The sequence below is a fragment of the Sphingobium sp. GW456-12-10-14-TSB1 genome, from assembly GCF_059424385.1.
The window spans coordinates 2583470-2599773 of the sequence record NZ_JBWKZI010000001.1 but is presented as its reverse complement, the minus strand read 5'-3'; the positions used below and the strand labels follow the sequence as shown (position 1 = coordinate 2599773).

14 protein-coding genes and 2 pseudogenes are annotated in these 16304 nt (G+C 62.9%); 10 read left to right on the top strand and 6 right to left on the bottom strand.

Going from position 1 to position 16304, the window contains the following annotated elements; genetic code table 11:
• Positions 1-6 precede the first annotated feature (6 nt).
• From AC07X9_RS12695 to AC07X9_RS12660, 8 genes are all read left to right on the top strand, one after another.
• Positions 7-1962: a type IV secretory system conjugative DNA transfer family protein gene (locus tag AC07X9_RS12695; protein WP_066858416.1), complete on the top strand. Its 1956-nt coding sequence runs from the start codon at positions 7-9 to the stop codon at positions 1960-1962.
• Entirely contained in the window at positions 1952-2878 is a 927-nt protein-coding gene (locus AC07X9_RS12690; RefSeq protein WP_017182751.1) for an LPD7 domain-containing protein, read from the top strand. The genes AC07X9_RS12695 and AC07X9_RS12690 overlap by 11 nt, the downstream gene beginning before the upstream one ends.
• 101 nt (positions 2879-2979) lie before the next feature.
• Positions 2980-3840, top strand: a complete 861-nt coding sequence (locus AC07X9_RS12685) for a type IV toxin-antitoxin system AbiEi family antitoxin (protein WP_026002318.1) — start codon at positions 2980-2982, stop codon at positions 3838-3840.
• Complete coding sequence (locus tag AC07X9_RS12680) at positions 3837-4754, top strand: nucleotidyl transferase AbiEii/AbiGii toxin family protein (protein ID WP_017182749.1); 918 nt, start codon at positions 3837-3839, stop codon at positions 4752-4754. The genes AC07X9_RS12685 and AC07X9_RS12680 overlap by 4 nt, the downstream gene beginning before the upstream one ends.
• A 60-nt stretch (positions 4755-4814) precedes the next feature.
• A complete protein-coding gene (locus tag AC07X9_RS12675; protein WP_232313704.1) occupies positions 4815-5597 on the top strand; it encodes an SOS response-associated peptidase family protein in 783 nt (260 codons plus the stop codon).
• Positions 5598-5657: 60 nt separating this feature from the next.
• On the top strand, positions 5658-5999 hold the full coding sequence (locus tag AC07X9_RS12670) for a hypothetical protein (RefSeq protein ID WP_241763628.1): 342 nt from the start codon (positions 5658-5660) through the stop codon (positions 5997-5999).
• A 56-nt stretch (positions 6000-6055) separates the two neighbouring features.
• Positions 6056-6709, top strand: coding sequence for an SOS response-associated peptidase (locus AC07X9_RS12665; RefSeq protein WP_017182745.1), 654 nt, complete (start codon positions 6056-6058; stop codon positions 6707-6709).
• Between the two features lie 22 nt (positions 6710-6731).
• Positions 6732-6887 carry a DUF2256 domain-containing protein gene (locus tag AC07X9_RS12660; RefSeq protein WP_081490906.1) on the top strand — a complete coding sequence of 52 codons (156 nt, stop codon included), beginning with the start codon at positions 6732-6734 and terminating at the stop codon, positions 6885-6887.
• Between the two features lie 27 nt (positions 6888-6914).
• Here the strand turns inward: AC07X9_RS12660 and AC07X9_RS12655 are convergent, their stop codons facing one another.
• The 5 genes and pseudogenes from AC07X9_RS12655 to AC07X9_RS12635 form a co-directional block, all read right to left on the bottom strand.
• On the bottom strand, positions 6915-7958 hold the full coding sequence (locus tag AC07X9_RS12655; RefSeq protein WP_176342117.1) for a reverse transcriptase family protein: 1044 nt from the start codon (positions 7956-7958) through the stop codon (positions 6915-6917).
• Between the two features lie 297 nt (positions 7959-8255).
• Complete coding sequence (locus tag AC07X9_RS12650; RefSeq protein WP_081490904.1) at positions 8256-9521, bottom strand: phosphoribosyltransferase-like protein; 1266 nt, start codon at positions 9519-9521, stop codon at positions 8256-8258.
• 348 nt (positions 9522-9869) lie between these two features.
• Positions 9870-10190: pseudogene (locus AC07X9_RS12645) on the bottom strand (ATP-binding protein); the annotation flags it as partial.
• Positions 10189-10860 (bottom strand): annotated as a pseudogene (istA, locus tag AC07X9_RS12640) (IS21 family transposase); the annotation flags it as partial. The pseudogenes istA and AC07X9_RS12645, both read right to left, overlap by 2 nt.
• 443 nt (positions 10861-11303) lie before the next feature.
• Entirely contained in the window at positions 11304-12338 is a 1035-nt protein-coding gene (locus AC07X9_RS12635; RefSeq protein WP_017181640.1) for a hypothetical protein, read from the bottom strand.
• Positions 12339-12455: 117 nt separating this feature from the next.
• On the opposite strand from AC07X9_RS12635, the gene AC07X9_RS12630 reads away from it, so the two are divergent.
• The gene (locus AC07X9_RS12630; protein WP_017181641.1) at positions 12456-13607 is read left to right on the top strand and encodes a tyrosine-type recombinase/integrase; all 1152 of its coding nucleotides are present in this window, start codon (positions 12456-12458) and stop codon (positions 13605-13607) included.
• Positions 13608-13972: 365 nt separating this feature from the next.
• Here AC07X9_RS12630 and AC07X9_RS12625 read toward each other — a convergent pair whose 3' ends face one another.
• Complete coding sequence (locus AC07X9_RS12625; protein WP_017181642.1) at positions 13973-14956, bottom strand: GlxA family transcriptional regulator; 984 nt, start codon at positions 14954-14956, stop codon at positions 13973-13975.
• Between the two features lie 86 nt (positions 14957-15042).
• Here AC07X9_RS12625 and AC07X9_RS12620 point away from each other — a divergent pair, with 86 nt between their 5' ends.
• Positions 15043-16299: a sarcosine oxidase subunit beta family protein gene (locus AC07X9_RS12620; RefSeq protein WP_017181643.1), complete on the top strand. Its 1257-nt coding sequence runs from the start codon at positions 15043-15045 to the stop codon at positions 16297-16299.
• The last annotated feature ends 5 nt before the right edge of the window (positions 16300-16304 follow it).

Below are 16304 nucleotides of genomic sequence, written 5' to 3'. Positions count from 1 at the left end.
GTCGCTATCGTCGCGGGCGTCCTCGCGGCCAGCTGTATCGGTTTCGCGTCGGTGACGATCGTCATTGCGCTTGCGGGTCTAGGTCAAATCGGTCCGCGCATGGACGTGTCCGCCGTTCCGGCCTGGCTTTGGTATTATCGCGGCGACCCGCTGCTTCATCTGTGGCTGAAGCGCGGAGCGCTTGTCAGTGCGGCGGTGGCGTTCGTGATCCTACTTGTCGTTCTGAAGCAGCGGCGACCGCTTCACGGCGAGGCCAGGTTCGCGAACGAGTCCGAGATCCGCCGCGAGCAGCTGCGCGCGAAGAGCGGCATCATCGTCGGGCAGAAGTCCGGCCGCTATCTGGTGTTCGGCGGCACCGAGCATGTTCTCCTGGAGGCACCGACCCGTGCTGGCAAGGGTGTCGGGGTCGTCATACCCAATCTGCTGAGCTGGGCAGACTCGGTCGTCGTCCTCGACGTCAAGCGAGAGAATTGGGACATCACGGCCGGCTTTCGTGCGCGTCACGGCCAGGCCGTCCATCTCTTCGATCCTCTCGATCCTGAAGGACGATCGGCGCGCTACAATCCGTTGAGCTTCATCGACCGGCTGGATGATACGGAGGTCGTCAACGAACTGCAGAAGATCGGCGGGATGTTGTTTCCTGCACCAGAGAAGGCAGACCCCTTCTGGGCCGAGGCTGCGCGCGCTGCCTTCGTCGGCGTCGGTGCCCTGGTCGCCGCCAACCCTGCCCTGCCCTTCACTATCGGCGAAATCTACCGGCGGCTGACGAGCGGTGATCCCAAGGTCGAATTGCCGAAGGTCGTCGAGGAGGCAAAAAAGCGGGGCCAGCGTTTGAGCCAAGCCTGCGTTTCCGCGCTCAGCGACTTCACCTCCGCGTCTGACAATACGTTCTCCGGCATCAAGCAGACGATCACGTCGAAGCTCAATCTCTGGCTCAACCCTTATGTCGATGCGGCGACCTCCGAGACTGACTTCGATCTGCGCCAGGTCCGTCGTGAACGGATATCAATCTATCTCGGGGTGTCGCCCGACAACATCGACCGGATTGCTCCGGTCTATAATCTTTTCCTGCAGCAGTTGATCGACCTAAACACGCGCGAGTTGCCGGCGACGGGCGGCCAGGTGCCCGTTCTCATCCTGCTCGACGAGTTTGCGCGGCTCGGCAAAGCGCCTGTGATCGCCTCGGCCTTTTCCTATGTGGCGGGATATGGGCTGCGTCTCCTTCCCGTGATCCAGAGTCGGTCTCAACCACGCGGGATCTACGGCGCAGATGTCACCGACGAAATCATCGCCAACTGCGGTCTGGAGGTGGTCTTCACGCCGAAGGAATTGCGTGTCGCCAACGAGCTGTCGGAACGCCTCGGCTTCTTCACGATGAACGTCCGCTCCAAGAGCCGGACCATTCATGGAATGCTGGCCAATCGCAGCATCTCGGAATCAGATCAGCGACGGGCACTCATGATGCCGCAAGAGCTGATGCAGATGCCCAAAGGTGACCTGCTGCTGCTGCGGGGCGGCATAGCGCCCGTGCGCGCGCGAAAGATCGAATATTTCAGGTCGCGACGCTTCACGAGCCGCGTTTCTGAGGCGCCCAAAGTGGCGGCGCGCCCGGTGACGGTCCCGCGAAGTGCGCCCGTCTCTCCGGCTGCGGGCGCAGCGTCAGGCTCAGACGTGCTGTCGCAGGCTATCGAGGCGAAGCGCGCCGCTTTGCTCGATGTTACACCGACCGAGGAGATGCTCCCTGTGACGCGGCTACTGACAGATGACGAGGTTTCCGGCTTCGCCGAAATCACGGACGACATGCTTGTTCTGGGGGAGCTGGAGGACCTCCCTCACCCCGGCGACGAGAAGGCCGCATTGGACTTCGTAATGGCCATGACCGCCCGTGCCGTCGTCGATGCAGAGAACGACCTTGAGCCAGCTGCGGCAATGATCACGGAAGGGCACGATCATGGACGATAAGAGCGAGGCGCCCGCCCCGAAGGCGCGCGCGCGCGACAATAGCGTCGCGGTTGACGACAAGGATCGTGGCAGGAAGGCTCCAGCCAAGACTCCCGATCGGGCTCCGGAGCCGAACCCGTCCAGTGATCCGGGAAAGCCAGGCGTCGAGAAGACCCAGAAAGTCCCCTCGGTTGAAGCTGGTGATCTGCCTGATGCCGTGCGTAGGCGATACTATGCCAACAAGGCCAGGTGGTCCGGTGATCCAGCATATTTCACCACCGCGGATACGAAGGATCCCGCATTCCGGGATCAGGGCCGTCGCCTCGTCACCGCGACTGAAAGCCAGGAGGTGGTGAAAGACCTTGTCGCCATCGCGCAGCATCGCGGCTGGGATAAGATCCATGTGACTGGCACAGAGGCGTTTCGGCGTTCGGTATGGCTGGAGGCAAGCCAGAAAGGTGTCGAGGTTCGGGGGTACAAGCCGAATGATCGCGATCTGCAGGAGCTCGACCGACTGCGAAGTGACGGGAGCAGGAACACGATTGCCCCGGTTGCCATGGAACGAGCGCCCGAACGCGGCGACGCGCCGTCTCCAACGGGACTGGCCGAGCGCTCCAATCCCAATAAGCCCCCAACCCAGGCCGCGGACAGTCGATCAGCGTCGAATGATCGGGCCGCCGAGAGCCAGATGCGCGTGATGGAAGCCGTGATCCGACGCACGTTGTTCGAGAATCCCGAGGCCGTCACGCGCGTGATGGCCGTGGCGCGCGCGCAGCTTGACGCCCATATCGCGGCCGGCAAGACGATCCGTCCGGCGGTGGTGCACGACAAGGTGTCTATGAAAAAGGAGATCGACGGTGCGGCCGCGCCCGGACGGTCAGCTGGCGATCGGCGAGGGCGCGAGCCTAAACCTCCCGAGCGTCACCGCTCGCGCTAGGTTCACAATATCGGTATTTTGTTCGTTCTTGGCGAACGTCTTGCCGTATCTGGCAAACTCTCTCGTTGCAGGTGGTTTGTGAATTCTCTAAAACGTCGGCCGTGGACGAACATAACCGGCAACCTCTAAACCGCTTGATGGCAAGCCTGCCCCCCGGTCTGCTTGTGGATTCCGCTTGGCTTAAGGCTCAGGGCATCTCCCGCACGTCCATCCACGACTATGTCCAACGCGGCTGGCTCGACCGTGTGGCGCCGCGGGTCTATCGACGGACGAGCGGACCTGGTGGAGGGGGCGCCCTGCGCTGGGAGGCGGCGGTCGTATCGGCGCAGCGGTTTGCCTCGGCTTCGTTTCATGTCGGTGGCACCACCGCGCTCGAACTTCTCGGCCTCGGTCATTTCGCCAGACTGGGCAGCGAGCGAGCGATACATCTCTACGATCCAGAAGGATCGATACCGACATGGCTTCCGAAACTGCCGACCGAGGCGCGCTTTGAACTCCACAAGCGGCAGCTTTTCGCGGCGCCCGCGCTCGGGATTGACTGGCGTCGACTTGACCTTGGGACCACGCGCCTCGGAGGTGTCGTTCCGTCACCCGAAGCAGGTGAGCCATGGGATCATTTTCTCCGGATCGCCGGCGCGGAGCGGGCAGCGATCGAGATGATGGACGGTCTGCCCGATAGCCCGACATTCGATCACGCCGACACGATCTTCGAGAGTCTGACGACATTGAGGCCCAGGCTGCTGACGCAGCTCCTGGAAACCTGCACGAGCATACGGGCCAAGCGGCTGTTTCTGTTCTTTGCCGATCGCCACCACCATAGTTGGGAGAAGCACGTTGATCGCGCCAATATCGATCTCGGCCGAGGCAAGCGGCAGCTTGTCGCCGGCGGCCGCCTGGACGCCCGGTATCAAATAACCGTGCCGGCCGGCATGTCGACCAAAGCGGGAGAGGGCGCGCAATGACGACGCAACGCTATGTCGATCAGGTGAGTCTGCTGGTTCGCGCCATCCCGGAGATCGCGCGTGAGGAGATATTCGCCCTCAAGGGTGGGACGGCGATCAACCTGTTCGTCCGCGACCTCCCGCGGCTGTCGGTCGATATCGACCTCGTGTACCTGCCCATAGCCGATCGAGACAGTTCGCTGGCGGCCGTTTGCGAAGGGCTTGAGCGGATCGCCGGAAGGCTCGAGCGGGGCGGCACTATGGCAGTCGAACGCCGACTGCTGCCCGATGGCAAGCGCCTCGTCGTCTCCGCTGAGGGCGTCACCATCAAGATCGAGGTCTCGCCGGTCCTGCGAGGTACGGTGTTCCCGCCAACGCTTCGTTCCGTCAGCGCGGCCGTCGAGGAGCGCTTCGGCTTTGCCGAAATGCAGCTGGTCTCCGAAGCCGATCTCTACGCCGGGAAGATCGCGGCGGCGCTTGATCGGCAGCATCCCCGTGACCTGTTCGACATTCATTTCCTGCTGGCGAACGAAGGAATTGATGACGATCTCTTCAAGGCATTCCTGATCTATCTCGTCAGCCACCCTCGCCCCGCGCACGAGCTCATAGATCCCCATCGGCTGGATATCTCTTCCCAGTATAATGACGAGTTCCTGGGCATGACCGTAACCGACCTGGCGTTGGACGTTCTTCTGGACGCGCGCGAGCGATTGATCGCGGAGATCGCGGATCGTGCGCGCAGTCATGGAGCGAGGCAATTTTTGACGAGCTTCCACGAGCTTGCGCCCGATTGGAGCACATTCGATTTCGACACCAGCATAGCCGAGCTGCCGGCAGTCCGATGGAAGCTATTTAACCTCAATAAACTGCGCGAGCAGAACCCTGCCAAGTTCGAGGAGCAGACGGAAGCGCTGGAGCACTGCCTCCAGCCTTGACCGCCACCCGGGCGCGCCCAGTTTGATCAGGCGACTTTGCGGCCCTCAAGAGGGCCTCCGGTGCTGCAAGATATCAATGCCGGCAGGCAGACTAATTTTCTTTGCATCTGCCCACGTCATTTGCGTTCTCTTTTCGTTCTGATACAAAAAGGTGACCAGTCCGAGTCTGACGAGGAGGAAGCCATGTCGCGACTGCATGTTTGCGCGGCCTCTATCGCAGACGTCGCCCAGCATTTCGGCGTCTCCGATATACCAGCGATCGCGCCGCTCGGAGAGACGGTCGAGGGTCTGCCCGGACTGGCCGTGCTACAACACAATGGGCGTCGGCGGCTCAAAATGATGGACTGGGGATTTCCTCGCCTGACACGGGAAATGCGCGAGCGCGATGAGCTTCCAGGCAGGGTAGGCCTGGTCGCCGACCTGACCAACCCGATGTGGGAGCAGTTGGTGCAGGACGTGCGATATCGCTGTCTGATCCCGATCTCGCATTTCGCCAATCCCGATGGCGTAGCCGGCGCCAAGACACGCACATGGTTTTCGGTGAAGGGCCAGCCGATCGTCGCATGGGCCGGCTTTTGCCGCAACATCCCCGACTATGGTCCGGTCTACGCCGGCATGACGATGGATGCCAATGCCGCCGTGGCGCCGACCAACGACCGCATGCCTGTTCTGCTCTCACCCAGCGACCATGACCGATGGCTGTCGGGATCTATCCGCGACGTCATCGGGTTTCAGTTCGGAGCGCCGATCGCCGCCGATCGGCTCGTGGTGGAACATACCGAGGATGCATGGCGCAGTGGCAAGCTTCCCAAGACTGCTGAGCCGCAGCGCGCGCTTCTCTGACTGTCGGGCTGCTCTGCCCGCTTTGCTGGCAGGGCGTTTGGCGGCGTTGCACACCGGCGCATGACGAGTTCGCACCGCATGAACGCCGCCGGCCACGCGGTCACCCCGGATGGGCGATACTTCGTCGTGCGCGGCCGCCTGTGGCGGATGACCGACCCGGCGCTGACGGCGGACGCCCTGGAGGCCAACATCTCCGCACTGATGTCCGCGCGCCGAGCCGTCCGCAGTGCCAGGATTGACCATGATGCCGCGGCTGAAGCGGCGGCCCATGCCGCAGTCGACCGGGCAAAGCGTGCGCTGGGCGAACGCGGACCCGTTTGGTGGAGCGACGGAGCGCCAGACTATAGCCGGCATATGGCGCGTAATACGCCTTATGCTGGCTGGTTTGCGGACCTTGAATGACAATGCTGCCCGCCGAACATGCTGTGCGCTGTCGATGAATATGATAGGTTTGGCCCATGTGTAATCTCTACACCGTCAGGAAGAGTGCGGCCGAGGTGGCGGCGCATTTCGGCGTCTCTGATCCGACGCAATCAAACGCGGGTGACGAAGTCTATCCGGGATATCCCGGCCTAGTCGTCCGCGAGGCGGATGGAAACCGGATCCTGCAATCGATGGCCTGGGGGTTTCCGCTCCGCCTGAAGGGCATGTCGCCGACCGCGAAGCCCAAGCCTGTCAACAACATCGCGGATCTTTCAAAGCCGATGTGGAAGGGACTTGCCGCCAAGCCACAATGGCGCTGCCTCATCCCGTTCACCCATTTTGCCGAAGCTGAAGGCCCGAAAGGCGCCAAGACCCGCACCTGGTTCAGCATCAAGGATGAGCCCATCTTCGCATGGGCAGGCCTCTGGCGGGTCAGCGAGGAATGGGGTCCAGTCTATTCGGGCGTCATGACGGACTGCAACGAGGCCATCCGCCCGGTTCACGACCGGATGCCGGTGCTGCTGCATCGCGACGACTATGACGCGTGGCTTCACGGAAGTTTCGACGACGCGCTGGCGTTTCAAGCGCGATGCTTTCCCGACGATCTGATCGAGATGGACCGGACGTCCGAACTGTGGGTGAAGCGAAAGGCGGCGGAGCCTGCCGCTGCGCCGACCTTGATGGTGTGACCGAGCCCGGTCGACGGACGCGATGGCGCACAAGAAGCTGACCCTCCCATCGAAAATCTGCGTGGTCTGCGAGCGTCCCTTTGCCTGGCGCAAAAAGTGGGAGCGGGACTGGGACAGTGTGAGATTCTGCTCGGAGCGCTGCCGCAGGCAAGGCAGCCGGAGCACGTCACAGTCCTGAGCGATCACCGGTGCGGGGTGTCTCGGTTCAGGCATCCTCCGACGGCGGCGCCACATCGGGCGACCAAGGCACGCTGTCGAACTTCAGGCGCATCTTGGCGGCAAAGCCTTCGTCGATCGATTTGGCATAGTCGATCAGCCCGCGGATATGGCGGTGCATGCCAGACACCGTGTCGAACTTGCGCGCATCGCGATGCGCCTCGGGACCGACCTTCTCCAGATAGTAGAGATGTTGGCGGAGATGATCGCGAAACTCCCGGGTAAGCCGGGGCTCGGCTCCGTCGACGAGAAGGCCGAGGACAACCTTGCGCGCGCCGGGAGGCACGATGCAGGTCTTGCGACCATTGACGCTCAACCCCACACGGCGCAGGCGCGCGGTGACCTGCCGGACGAGAAGCATGGCGCGCGCGCGATCGAAATCTCCATTGGTCGAGAAGGTGATATCGTCGCTGTAGCGAGTGTAGGTGACCCCGGCGCGCGCGGCGAGCGCCGCGATCTCCTTGTCGAGCTCGCGCATCACCAGGTTGGACAGCATGGGACTAGTCGGAGCGCCTTGCGGCAGATAGCCGATGTGGAACTGACGATAGGCCGGGATCTTCCGCCGTGTCGCGTGCGCGAGCCATTCCGGTCGGTCATAGCGTTTGCTGCCCGAGGGTGCATGGGTGCACAGGCGCGTCAGCTCGAGCGCGACCAACGGGCTGTAGCCCGCCTCGAGAAAGACCCGATAGACCTTCAGCTCGCTGATCGAGCCGAAAAATCCGCTGATATCCATCTTGATGAGCCAGCGCGCTCCGCAATGCTGCAGCGCGCATCGTCTGATCGACGATTTGGGCGCGAAAGCGAAACTGGCCCGATGAACCGGCAATTCCGAGAGTATGTGGGCCGCGATCCAGCGCTGCACGGCCATCAGCTTGGCGTCGGGCACGCTGATCTGGCGGTGGCCGCCCGAGCGCTTCCTGATCTTGAAGAAGGTGTAGTCGCTCGCACGCGAGCCGAGCACCATCTTGCGCAGGTGATACCATGAGATGCCGGTCCGGCTCGCGAGATGCTTCAGCGTGAGGATCGGCGGCAACTTGGGATGCCGATCAAGGAAATCCTCGATCGCCGTCGCCGCCCTTTGAACCATGGCATCATCAAGGCCGAGCTGCTGCCCCGCCTCGTGATAGTGTTGAGGAGACCACATTCAGGACTACTTCGATATCCGCCGCAGGCGGATGCATGCGGCCTTCTAGGAGACAAGCGCTCGTGAAAGAAGGTCGCATGCAACCTCCTGTCAAGCGCCGGCTTATTCTTAGGGCAACTGAAATCCGCGCCCCGACACAAGCCTGTTGAGCAAGTGTCTATGCGTCCAAATGGACGCGCACTAGCCTCAAGGTGGTCCCCTCAACTGATGGGGATGGTACCCATCTTCGCCCCGCTGGGGAACCCATTTCGCCCGCTCTGCCGGCCAGGCCTCCTCTTTCAGCTCCGCCCGTCCGTGAGGGGTCAGGCGCAGCGTTGCAGTGAGATACCCCCGCTCCACGCAGCGATCGAGCAGTCTCGAACATTCGGCCGCATCGTAGCCGGTCGCGTAGCTGAGCGCCGTGCGGCTGCGCACGCCTGTGGCGACCAGCGCCAGCACCATTGCGGTGGTGAGCCCGAGCACGGACTCGCCCAGGACTGCAGGCGGAAGCTCCGGCTCCTCCTCGCCCGCGAGCTCGAAGAGCATCGCAATCGGGTCGCGCGCCATGATGTCGGGCGGAAATGCCGACTTCTCTCCGAGCAGCACGGTCCTGTCGGGAAACAGCGGCTGCCAGGCCGAATCCTCCGACACCGGTGCCCACAAGATCGATGGCGCGTTGTTCGGACAGCCATGCTCGAACACCAAGGCCGCCATGGTCTTCTTGAATCCGAACCGCATCCCGCGCCGGGAGGTCTTACGCCCGTAGCGATTGCACAAAGCGGTGATGGCCATCTCGATATCGCCGTGCCACGGGATGTCGCTGAAGGTGGGGCAATCGCGAACCAGTGCGATCCTGGGCTTGCAGGTCAGCCCGTTGACCTTCGTCATGCCAACCCGCGTCGCGGTGTAAGCCAGCGCGACGAACCTGATCTGATGCCGGCTATGCCACGACATGAGGCTTTCGGAACGCCACATCGCCCGAATGAAGCCTGCCGTCCGCTTCCCCGATCCGATGATGTCGTCCACCACGATGACCGCCTTCGCCTTGGTTGCGCGCAGCATTTCCAGCGATGGGTGGTTCAACAGTTTGTCGGGGTCGACCTTGCAGAGGTTGCGGATGATCGCGGCAGCGCGCACTTCGCTGCCAACATCAGCCCCCCTCCCCACGGCATCGAGCGGCGCCATCGGATCATCGGGGTCCGCCATCGACTCGAAGTAATTGATGTCGTCGTCGAGCTCCCGAGTGGCGTAGAGCGCGACGGGACCGTCGACCCTCGCCGCTTCAGACAGGATTAGCGCCGTCACCGCCCGTTCGAAAGTCGAATGCAACACCAGGGTCAGCGCACTGAGCAGCCGCGCGGCATTTTCCTGATCGTCTGCGTCGAACTGGCCCAACCAGGCCTTTGCCCGATCTGTATTAGGGAGGCGCAGAGCAAAATCTGACGCGGTGAAAGAGGAATCGGCGGAACTCATCTGCGAACCCTACCGCAAATACATCGCGATGCGAGTGCTTCGCGGACGTGATCAAAGATAGGAGATGGCCGCTCCCAATGGCAAAGGATGTAGCCAGGAAATCGCTCATTTCATGTGGTGCTCTTGGACACTTTATTGCCTCTCGCCGAACAGCTCGACAGGGCCGCCATTGTCAAACGGCGTTCAAAAGGGACCCCCGATCGGCGTCGAAGAGGGACCCCCTTTTCAGATAATATGATGCTGGTTTGTTGAAGATGGCCTTGCGCTGCGTGCGGCGGAGGGCGGGCGTAGCCCGACCGGAGGCGCGCGCAGCGCAAGATAGATTTTTGAAGGCGCCGAAGGTGGCTGTCAGCTGCGGTTTTTGAAGCGCCAGCTGTCGTTGCCCGTCTCGACGATATCGCAGTGGTGGGTGACGCGGTCGAGCAGCGCCGTGGTCATCTTGGGATCGCCGAACACGGTCGGCCATTCGCCGAAGGCGAGGTTCGTGGTGATGATGACGCTGGTCCGCTCATAAAGCTTGCTGATGAGGTGGAACAGCAACTGCCCTCCCGAGCGGGCGAACGGCAGATAACCGAGCTCGTCGAGAACGATCAGGTCGAGCCGCGACAGCTGCGCCGCCAGGGTCCCGCCTTTGCCGATCCGGGTCTCCTCTTCGAGGCGTGTCACCAGTCATGATCAGGAAGCGGCGGTTGAACACACGCTCCTTGCCGGTGAACACGGCCGTCACCGCCGTCTTCATATTATCGTAGATACCGCGTCGCGGCACACCGCCGAAGAACGCGAACGCCCGGGCATGGGCATCGAACAGCATCTCCTGGCCCTCGCGCGGATAGGCCCGGACATAGGGTGCGCGCGAGTCGCAGAGACGCATATGCGCCACCTTCACCCGCATCGGCTTGCCGGCGATCTCCACATCCTCGTGGCTCCAGTCGAACTGGTAGGCCTCACCCGGCTGGAAGGTCATCGGGATGAACGCCGGTGCGCCTTCGCCAGCATCCTTCCGCCGCGCAGCACGCCAGCGCGCCGCATAGCGGCGCACCGCATCATAGGATCCATCGAACCCCTCGCGCACCAGCAGGTCATGGATACGCGTCATCCGTAGCCGATCGCGGCGGCCGCGACCTTCGTTCTCCTCAAGCAGCGCATCGAGACGATCCTGATAAGGACCGATCCGCGGCAGCGGCTGGACTTTGCGCTGATAGTTGAACGCCGCCTCCGGCGACCGGATCGCTTTGCGGACGACCTTCCGCGACAAACGAAGGTCACGAGCGATCGCCTTGATCGCCTTACCCGCTGCATGCTCACGCCGAATCCGAACCACTGTCTCCACGATCAACATCCCGTTCTCGCCAACTGATCAAAACCAGTCGGCCGACTAAATCCCCGGGATGAAGGGGTCCTTTTTGCACGCCGATCACCCCACGAAGGGGGTGCCTATTGCACGCTGATCCTCACCGAAACTGCCACCGCGTCGCTGGCGCATCGGCAAGGGCAGTCTACGGCCGGGCAGTCATGGCGCTGGAACGCTCGACCTCGTGCTCGCGTATGCCCATCTGCGGGTGCGCCGCGATGCCCAGGCTCAAGTTGAAGCCCAATTTGGTCGATTTACCTCGTGAGGGTGCCAATTCGGGTCCGCCTTGGTGGCAGAAGGCGCGATCATGTCGAAATCTGCCCTGAGATGCCCGTGGAGCGCATTTGCGACACTGGCACACCTCAGGTGCCCGGGGCTGGTTTTTGCGCTGTAAGGGGCGTTTCCGGCGACCTTATAATTGCCAAGCTATATCAATTATTTATAGTCGAACCAGCGGGATCGGGCCCGCCAAGGCCCGCAATACGGGCGTCAAACTCGGCCATTTCGGCATCAAACGCCGCCAGGACTGAATCCAGCATTGGTGAGGGGGCAGGCACTAGGCCGGGGCGTCCCCGCGTCGGGGCGACCAGGCCGAGCGAGACGGCGATGTCGGGGGTGACATAGGAGCGCCAGGTTCCGCGCCCGGATATTTCTACCAGCAGGCCGAGGCGGGTCGCACGCTCGAGTAGCTTGCCTGCGCCCGACACGGTGAGGTCGAGCTGGAGGGCGAGTGAGCGAGCGGCCACGCAGGGACGGGTGAGGGCGAGCCGGCCAAGGTCGGCAAGCTTGCCGGGACGATGCTGCGCGGCGATTGTCGCCGCGCCGCGCTGCACGGTGTCTTCGAGCCGTTCTAGCCGGGTCAGACCGTCCTCAGCGCTGCGGCGCAGCTGCTTCAGCAGCCGCTTGAGCAGGGCAGGGCGATCACCCTGCACAAAGCGCTGTCCGGGATCGCCCGTGACGAGGCAGGGCAAGGCGCGCTGCGATAATCCCATGCGCCGCAGAACCACCGGGAACGCCAGCCACGGCGTGATGGTGCGGTCGCGCCGGGCCCAGTCATCGAGCAGCGCGAGCGCGCGGGCAAGAGCAGGGGCCTTGTCCCACCCTGCGGGCAGATCGAAGCTGAATGGCAGGTCCTCGCGCCAGTGCCTTCCCTCCTTCTCGGCGAGCCGGTCGCGCCAGGGCTCAAGTGCGGAGAACGGGGCGTCCGCCGTTTCGAGACGCGGCCGTCCGGCCAGCTGGAGGCCGCACCGCCAAGAAATAATATCGATTTCTTCGATTTCGAGATGCTGCAGGCTAAGCGCTTTGGCATAGCCGTTCCAGCTGGCGCGCAGACGCCAGGCCGGAGCGAGCGCAGTCGCGGAAATCCGGGCATCAAGCCGCCCGATCGCACCGCTGGCGTCGGCGAGTGCGCTCACCAGATCGGGCGTCCAGGCGAGCGCGCAGAGGGGCGGGAGAGGGCGGTTCACGGATCAATACTAGACGTAAACCCACCTTTCAGTCCACATGGATGGCATATTAGTGTTGATAATGGATGCTTATCGTGAGGCTATACATAAGCGAAACGCCCGGTTATCGTCGTCCCCATGCCGAAAAAGCACCCCAGACCCGCCGCAGGCAGCGCCCTCGTGCCGCTGAGCGTCGAGCCGGCCGATCTCGTTGCCGATGTCCGCGCCCTGATTGGGACGGGAACCCGTCCGGGTGGCGGTATCGACGAGGCCTTGCTCGACGCCGCGATGCGGGGCTGGTCGATCAATACCCGGCGCGCGTTCCGCTCGGACCTGACTTTGTGGGGACAGTGGTGCCACTCACGCCGGATTGTACCGGGTGCGGCCGAACCCGCCGACGTCGCCGCCTGGATCCGTGCGCTTGCCGGGATCGATCCATCGTCCGTAAAGACCCGCGCCATGGCCACGATCGAGCGCTACCTCGTCCATGTCGGGTGGGCCTACCGCATGGCAGGGTTGACGGATCCGACCGCCGCAGCGCTGGTCAAGTTCGAGCGCAAGGCGGCGCGCAATCATCTCGGCGTGCGCCAGAGGCAGGCGCGCGCCATCCGGTTCAAGGGCGACATCGCTGATCTCGACAGTCCCGCCTCTGGCGTGTGCCTGGCCCATGTGCTCAAGGCCTGCCGCCGCGATGAATTGGGGATGCGCGACGCGGCCATGTTGCGCATCGCTTACGATACAGCCGCGCGGCGCTCGGAACTGGTCGCGATCGATGTCGGGCATATCGAGGGGCCCGACAGCGACGGAGCCGGTTTGTTGCACATCCCTTCAAGCAAGACCGACCGAAAGCAAGCCGGAGCCGAGGCTTATCTTTCTCCCGCGACGATGGCGGCCATTGCCCGCTGGCGTGAAGCGGGCAGGGTGGACAAGGGTCCGCTGCTGCGCCGCGTGACGACGCACTTCGACGGCTCGATCGACAGCATCGGCACCGAGCGCCTGCACCCGAACAGCATCACACTCATTTACAGGCGGCTCATCCGTCGCGCCTGGGAGAAGGGCCTGCTCGGTGAAATGAGCGAAGCCGAACGCGACCGCTGGCTCAGCACGGTCTCGTCACATTCGATCCGGGTCGGGGTGGCCCAGGACAATTTTGCGGCAGGAGAAGGACTGCCAGCTATCATGCAGGCCTACCGGTGGCGCGATGCGCGTACCGTCTTGCGGTATGGCTCAAAGCTTGCCGCTAAAAGTGGGGCAAGCGCCAGATTGGCCAAGCGGTTCGCCGATCAGTAACCGGATCTGCCTGCCGCTGCTGCGCCCTTTGAATGCAGTCTATTGTGGCGCTCAATAACAGCGCATTGCACGCCATTGCGCTCTATTTTGGCGTCCGACATCTGCCTCGTCCACTTGCGGCGTGATGTTCGATTCGCCGTCGACGCGGTGACGGGTCTTTTGCCCAACGGCCCGCGATCATGCCAAGATTGCCATCGCTTCATGGCTGGCGCGCGATTCATTCGACCGGCTGCGCACCGTGGACGTCCTCGACTCGCGTGAACCACGTATCGATGGCCCGATCCGAACTTCCCGTGGCGACGATGCTGGTGCTGAGTCCAATTCCCGGCCTCGTGCTGGGAACACCGGCCCGCGAACGCCCCCGATTAGGATTCTCGATCTCTCCTCGCCCGCCCCGAGGGCGGTTTCCCATAGCGATCACGAAAACTGCGGCTAAAATGGCTGGCACTCTGAAACCCGCAAGCTAATGCAACTTGTGTGACGGACAGCGCCGTCGTGCGCAAGAGTTGCTCCGACTTCTCGAGCCGGATGCGCATATAGCTCTCCCGCATGGTCGCACTGAGATGGTTGCGGAACAGGCGTTCCAATTGCCTGACCGAGACCTCTGCGATTTTAGCTAGGGTTTCGCGCGGGGATGGTTCCTCCACCGTTTCCTCCATATGAGCGAGTACCTTCAGTACCGTGTCATTGGACACCTGATGCCTTTCGCGCAGGCTCAACCGCTGAGGGCGGTCGGCCCTACGGGTATCGGTACGGATGAACCAGTCCGAAATAATCGAGGAAAGGCCGTAACCTTGCTCACGCTCGATCATTTCGATCGCCAGGTCCAAACCCGCCATCCCGCCCGCGCAGGTCACGCGGCGGCGGTCGATGACAAACAGTACGGTTTCTGGCGAAACATTCGGAAAAGTTTCAACGAAGACGGGCCGATGCTCCCAATGGATCGTCGCGCGATAACCATCGAGAAGCCCGGCCCGCGCCAGCAGGAAAGGGCCAGCAGATACCCCTGTGATGACTGCGCCCTGTGCCGCCATGCGCCGTAACCAAGCAAATGTGCGTGCATCCGAAAACCCCGTGGGGTCACCGCCTGCGAAAACGAACAGCGTTTCGCAGTCAAACGGCTGGCCCACCGCGAAGTCGGCTAGGATCGTTGCGCCATTCGACGCATGGATCGGCCTTCCATCAACTGAAATGTGGGACCAGCGATAGAGCGTGCGCCCCGCCAGCGCGTTCGCTGCGCGGAAGACCTCAATTACTGAGGCATAGGACATCAGCGAGAATCCGTCGATCAGCAACAGCCCTAGCGTCCGAATTTCTTCAGCGCTGCGAAGCTTGTCGGTTTTGGTCATATAAGGGTCGCTCATGGACAAGCGATATGGTGCCGAACGGCTACTTACAAGACATCACATCACACGAATTTCGAGGCGCCGCACGCATGACGCGCTTTTCCATTTTCAATCTTGCCACGCACGCTCTCAAGGGGCATCGCGATTGGCGCCCGACCTGGCGCGATTCCGCGCCTGCTGAGGGTTACGATATCGTCATCGTCGGTGGCGGCGGCCACGGCCTGGCCACTGCCTACTACCTCGCCAAGGTCCACGGTATCCGCCGCGTCGCAGTGGTCGAGCGTGGGTGGATCGGCGGCGGCAACGCCGGACGCAACACCACGATCATCCGCTCCAACTACGGATTGCCCGGCAACGAGCCCTTCTACGAATTTTCGATGAAGCTTTGGGAAGGGCTGGAGCAGGACCTGAACTACAATGTGATGGTCAGCCAGCGCGGCATCCTGAACCTGTACCACAGCGATGCCCAGCGTGATGCTTTCGCCCGGCGCGGCAACGCGATGCTGCTCCATGGCGCGGGAGCGGAATTGCTGGACCGGGACGCGGTGCGCAAGATGGCACCGTTCCTGAATTTCGATTCGGCCCGCTTCCCGATCATGGGTGGCCTGCTGCATCGTCGCGGAGGTACTGCCCGGCACGACGCGGTCGTCTGGGGTTATGCCCGCGGCGCTTCCGACTTTGGGGTCGACATCATTCAGAACTGCGAGGTCAAGGGCTTCCTTCGTGACGCCAGCGGCGCCGTCACCGGCGTGGAGACAACGCGCGGTGCAATCCGCGCGAACAAAGTCGGCCTGTCGGTGGCCGGACATTCCTCTGCCGTCGCAGCGATGGCCGGGCTGCGCCTGCCGATCGAGAGCCATGTGCTCCAGGCCTTCGTGACCGAGGGGCTGAAGCCGGTCATTCCCGGCGTCATCACTTTCGGGGCCGGACACTTCTACATCAGCCAGTCGGACAAGGGGGGGCTCGTCTTCGGCGGCGACATCGACGGATACAACACTTACGCCCAGCGGGGGAACATGCCGGTAGTGGAGGACGTGTGCGAGGGTGGCATGGCGATCATGCCGATGATCGGTCGCGCCCGCCTGCTGCGTTCCTGGGGCGGTGTCGTGGACATGTCGATGGACGGCTCCCCGATCATTGACCGCACCCCGGTCGAGGGCCTCTATCTTAACGGGGGCTGGTGCTACGGCGGTTTCAAGGCAACGCCGGCCGCCGGGCGCTGCTTTGCCCATCTGCTCGCGACGGGCGCCCCGCACGATACGGCTGCCGCCTACCGCTTCGACCGCTTCGAGCGCGGTCATCTGATCGACGAAAAGGGCGCCGGCGCCCAACCCAATCTTCACTGAGGGAA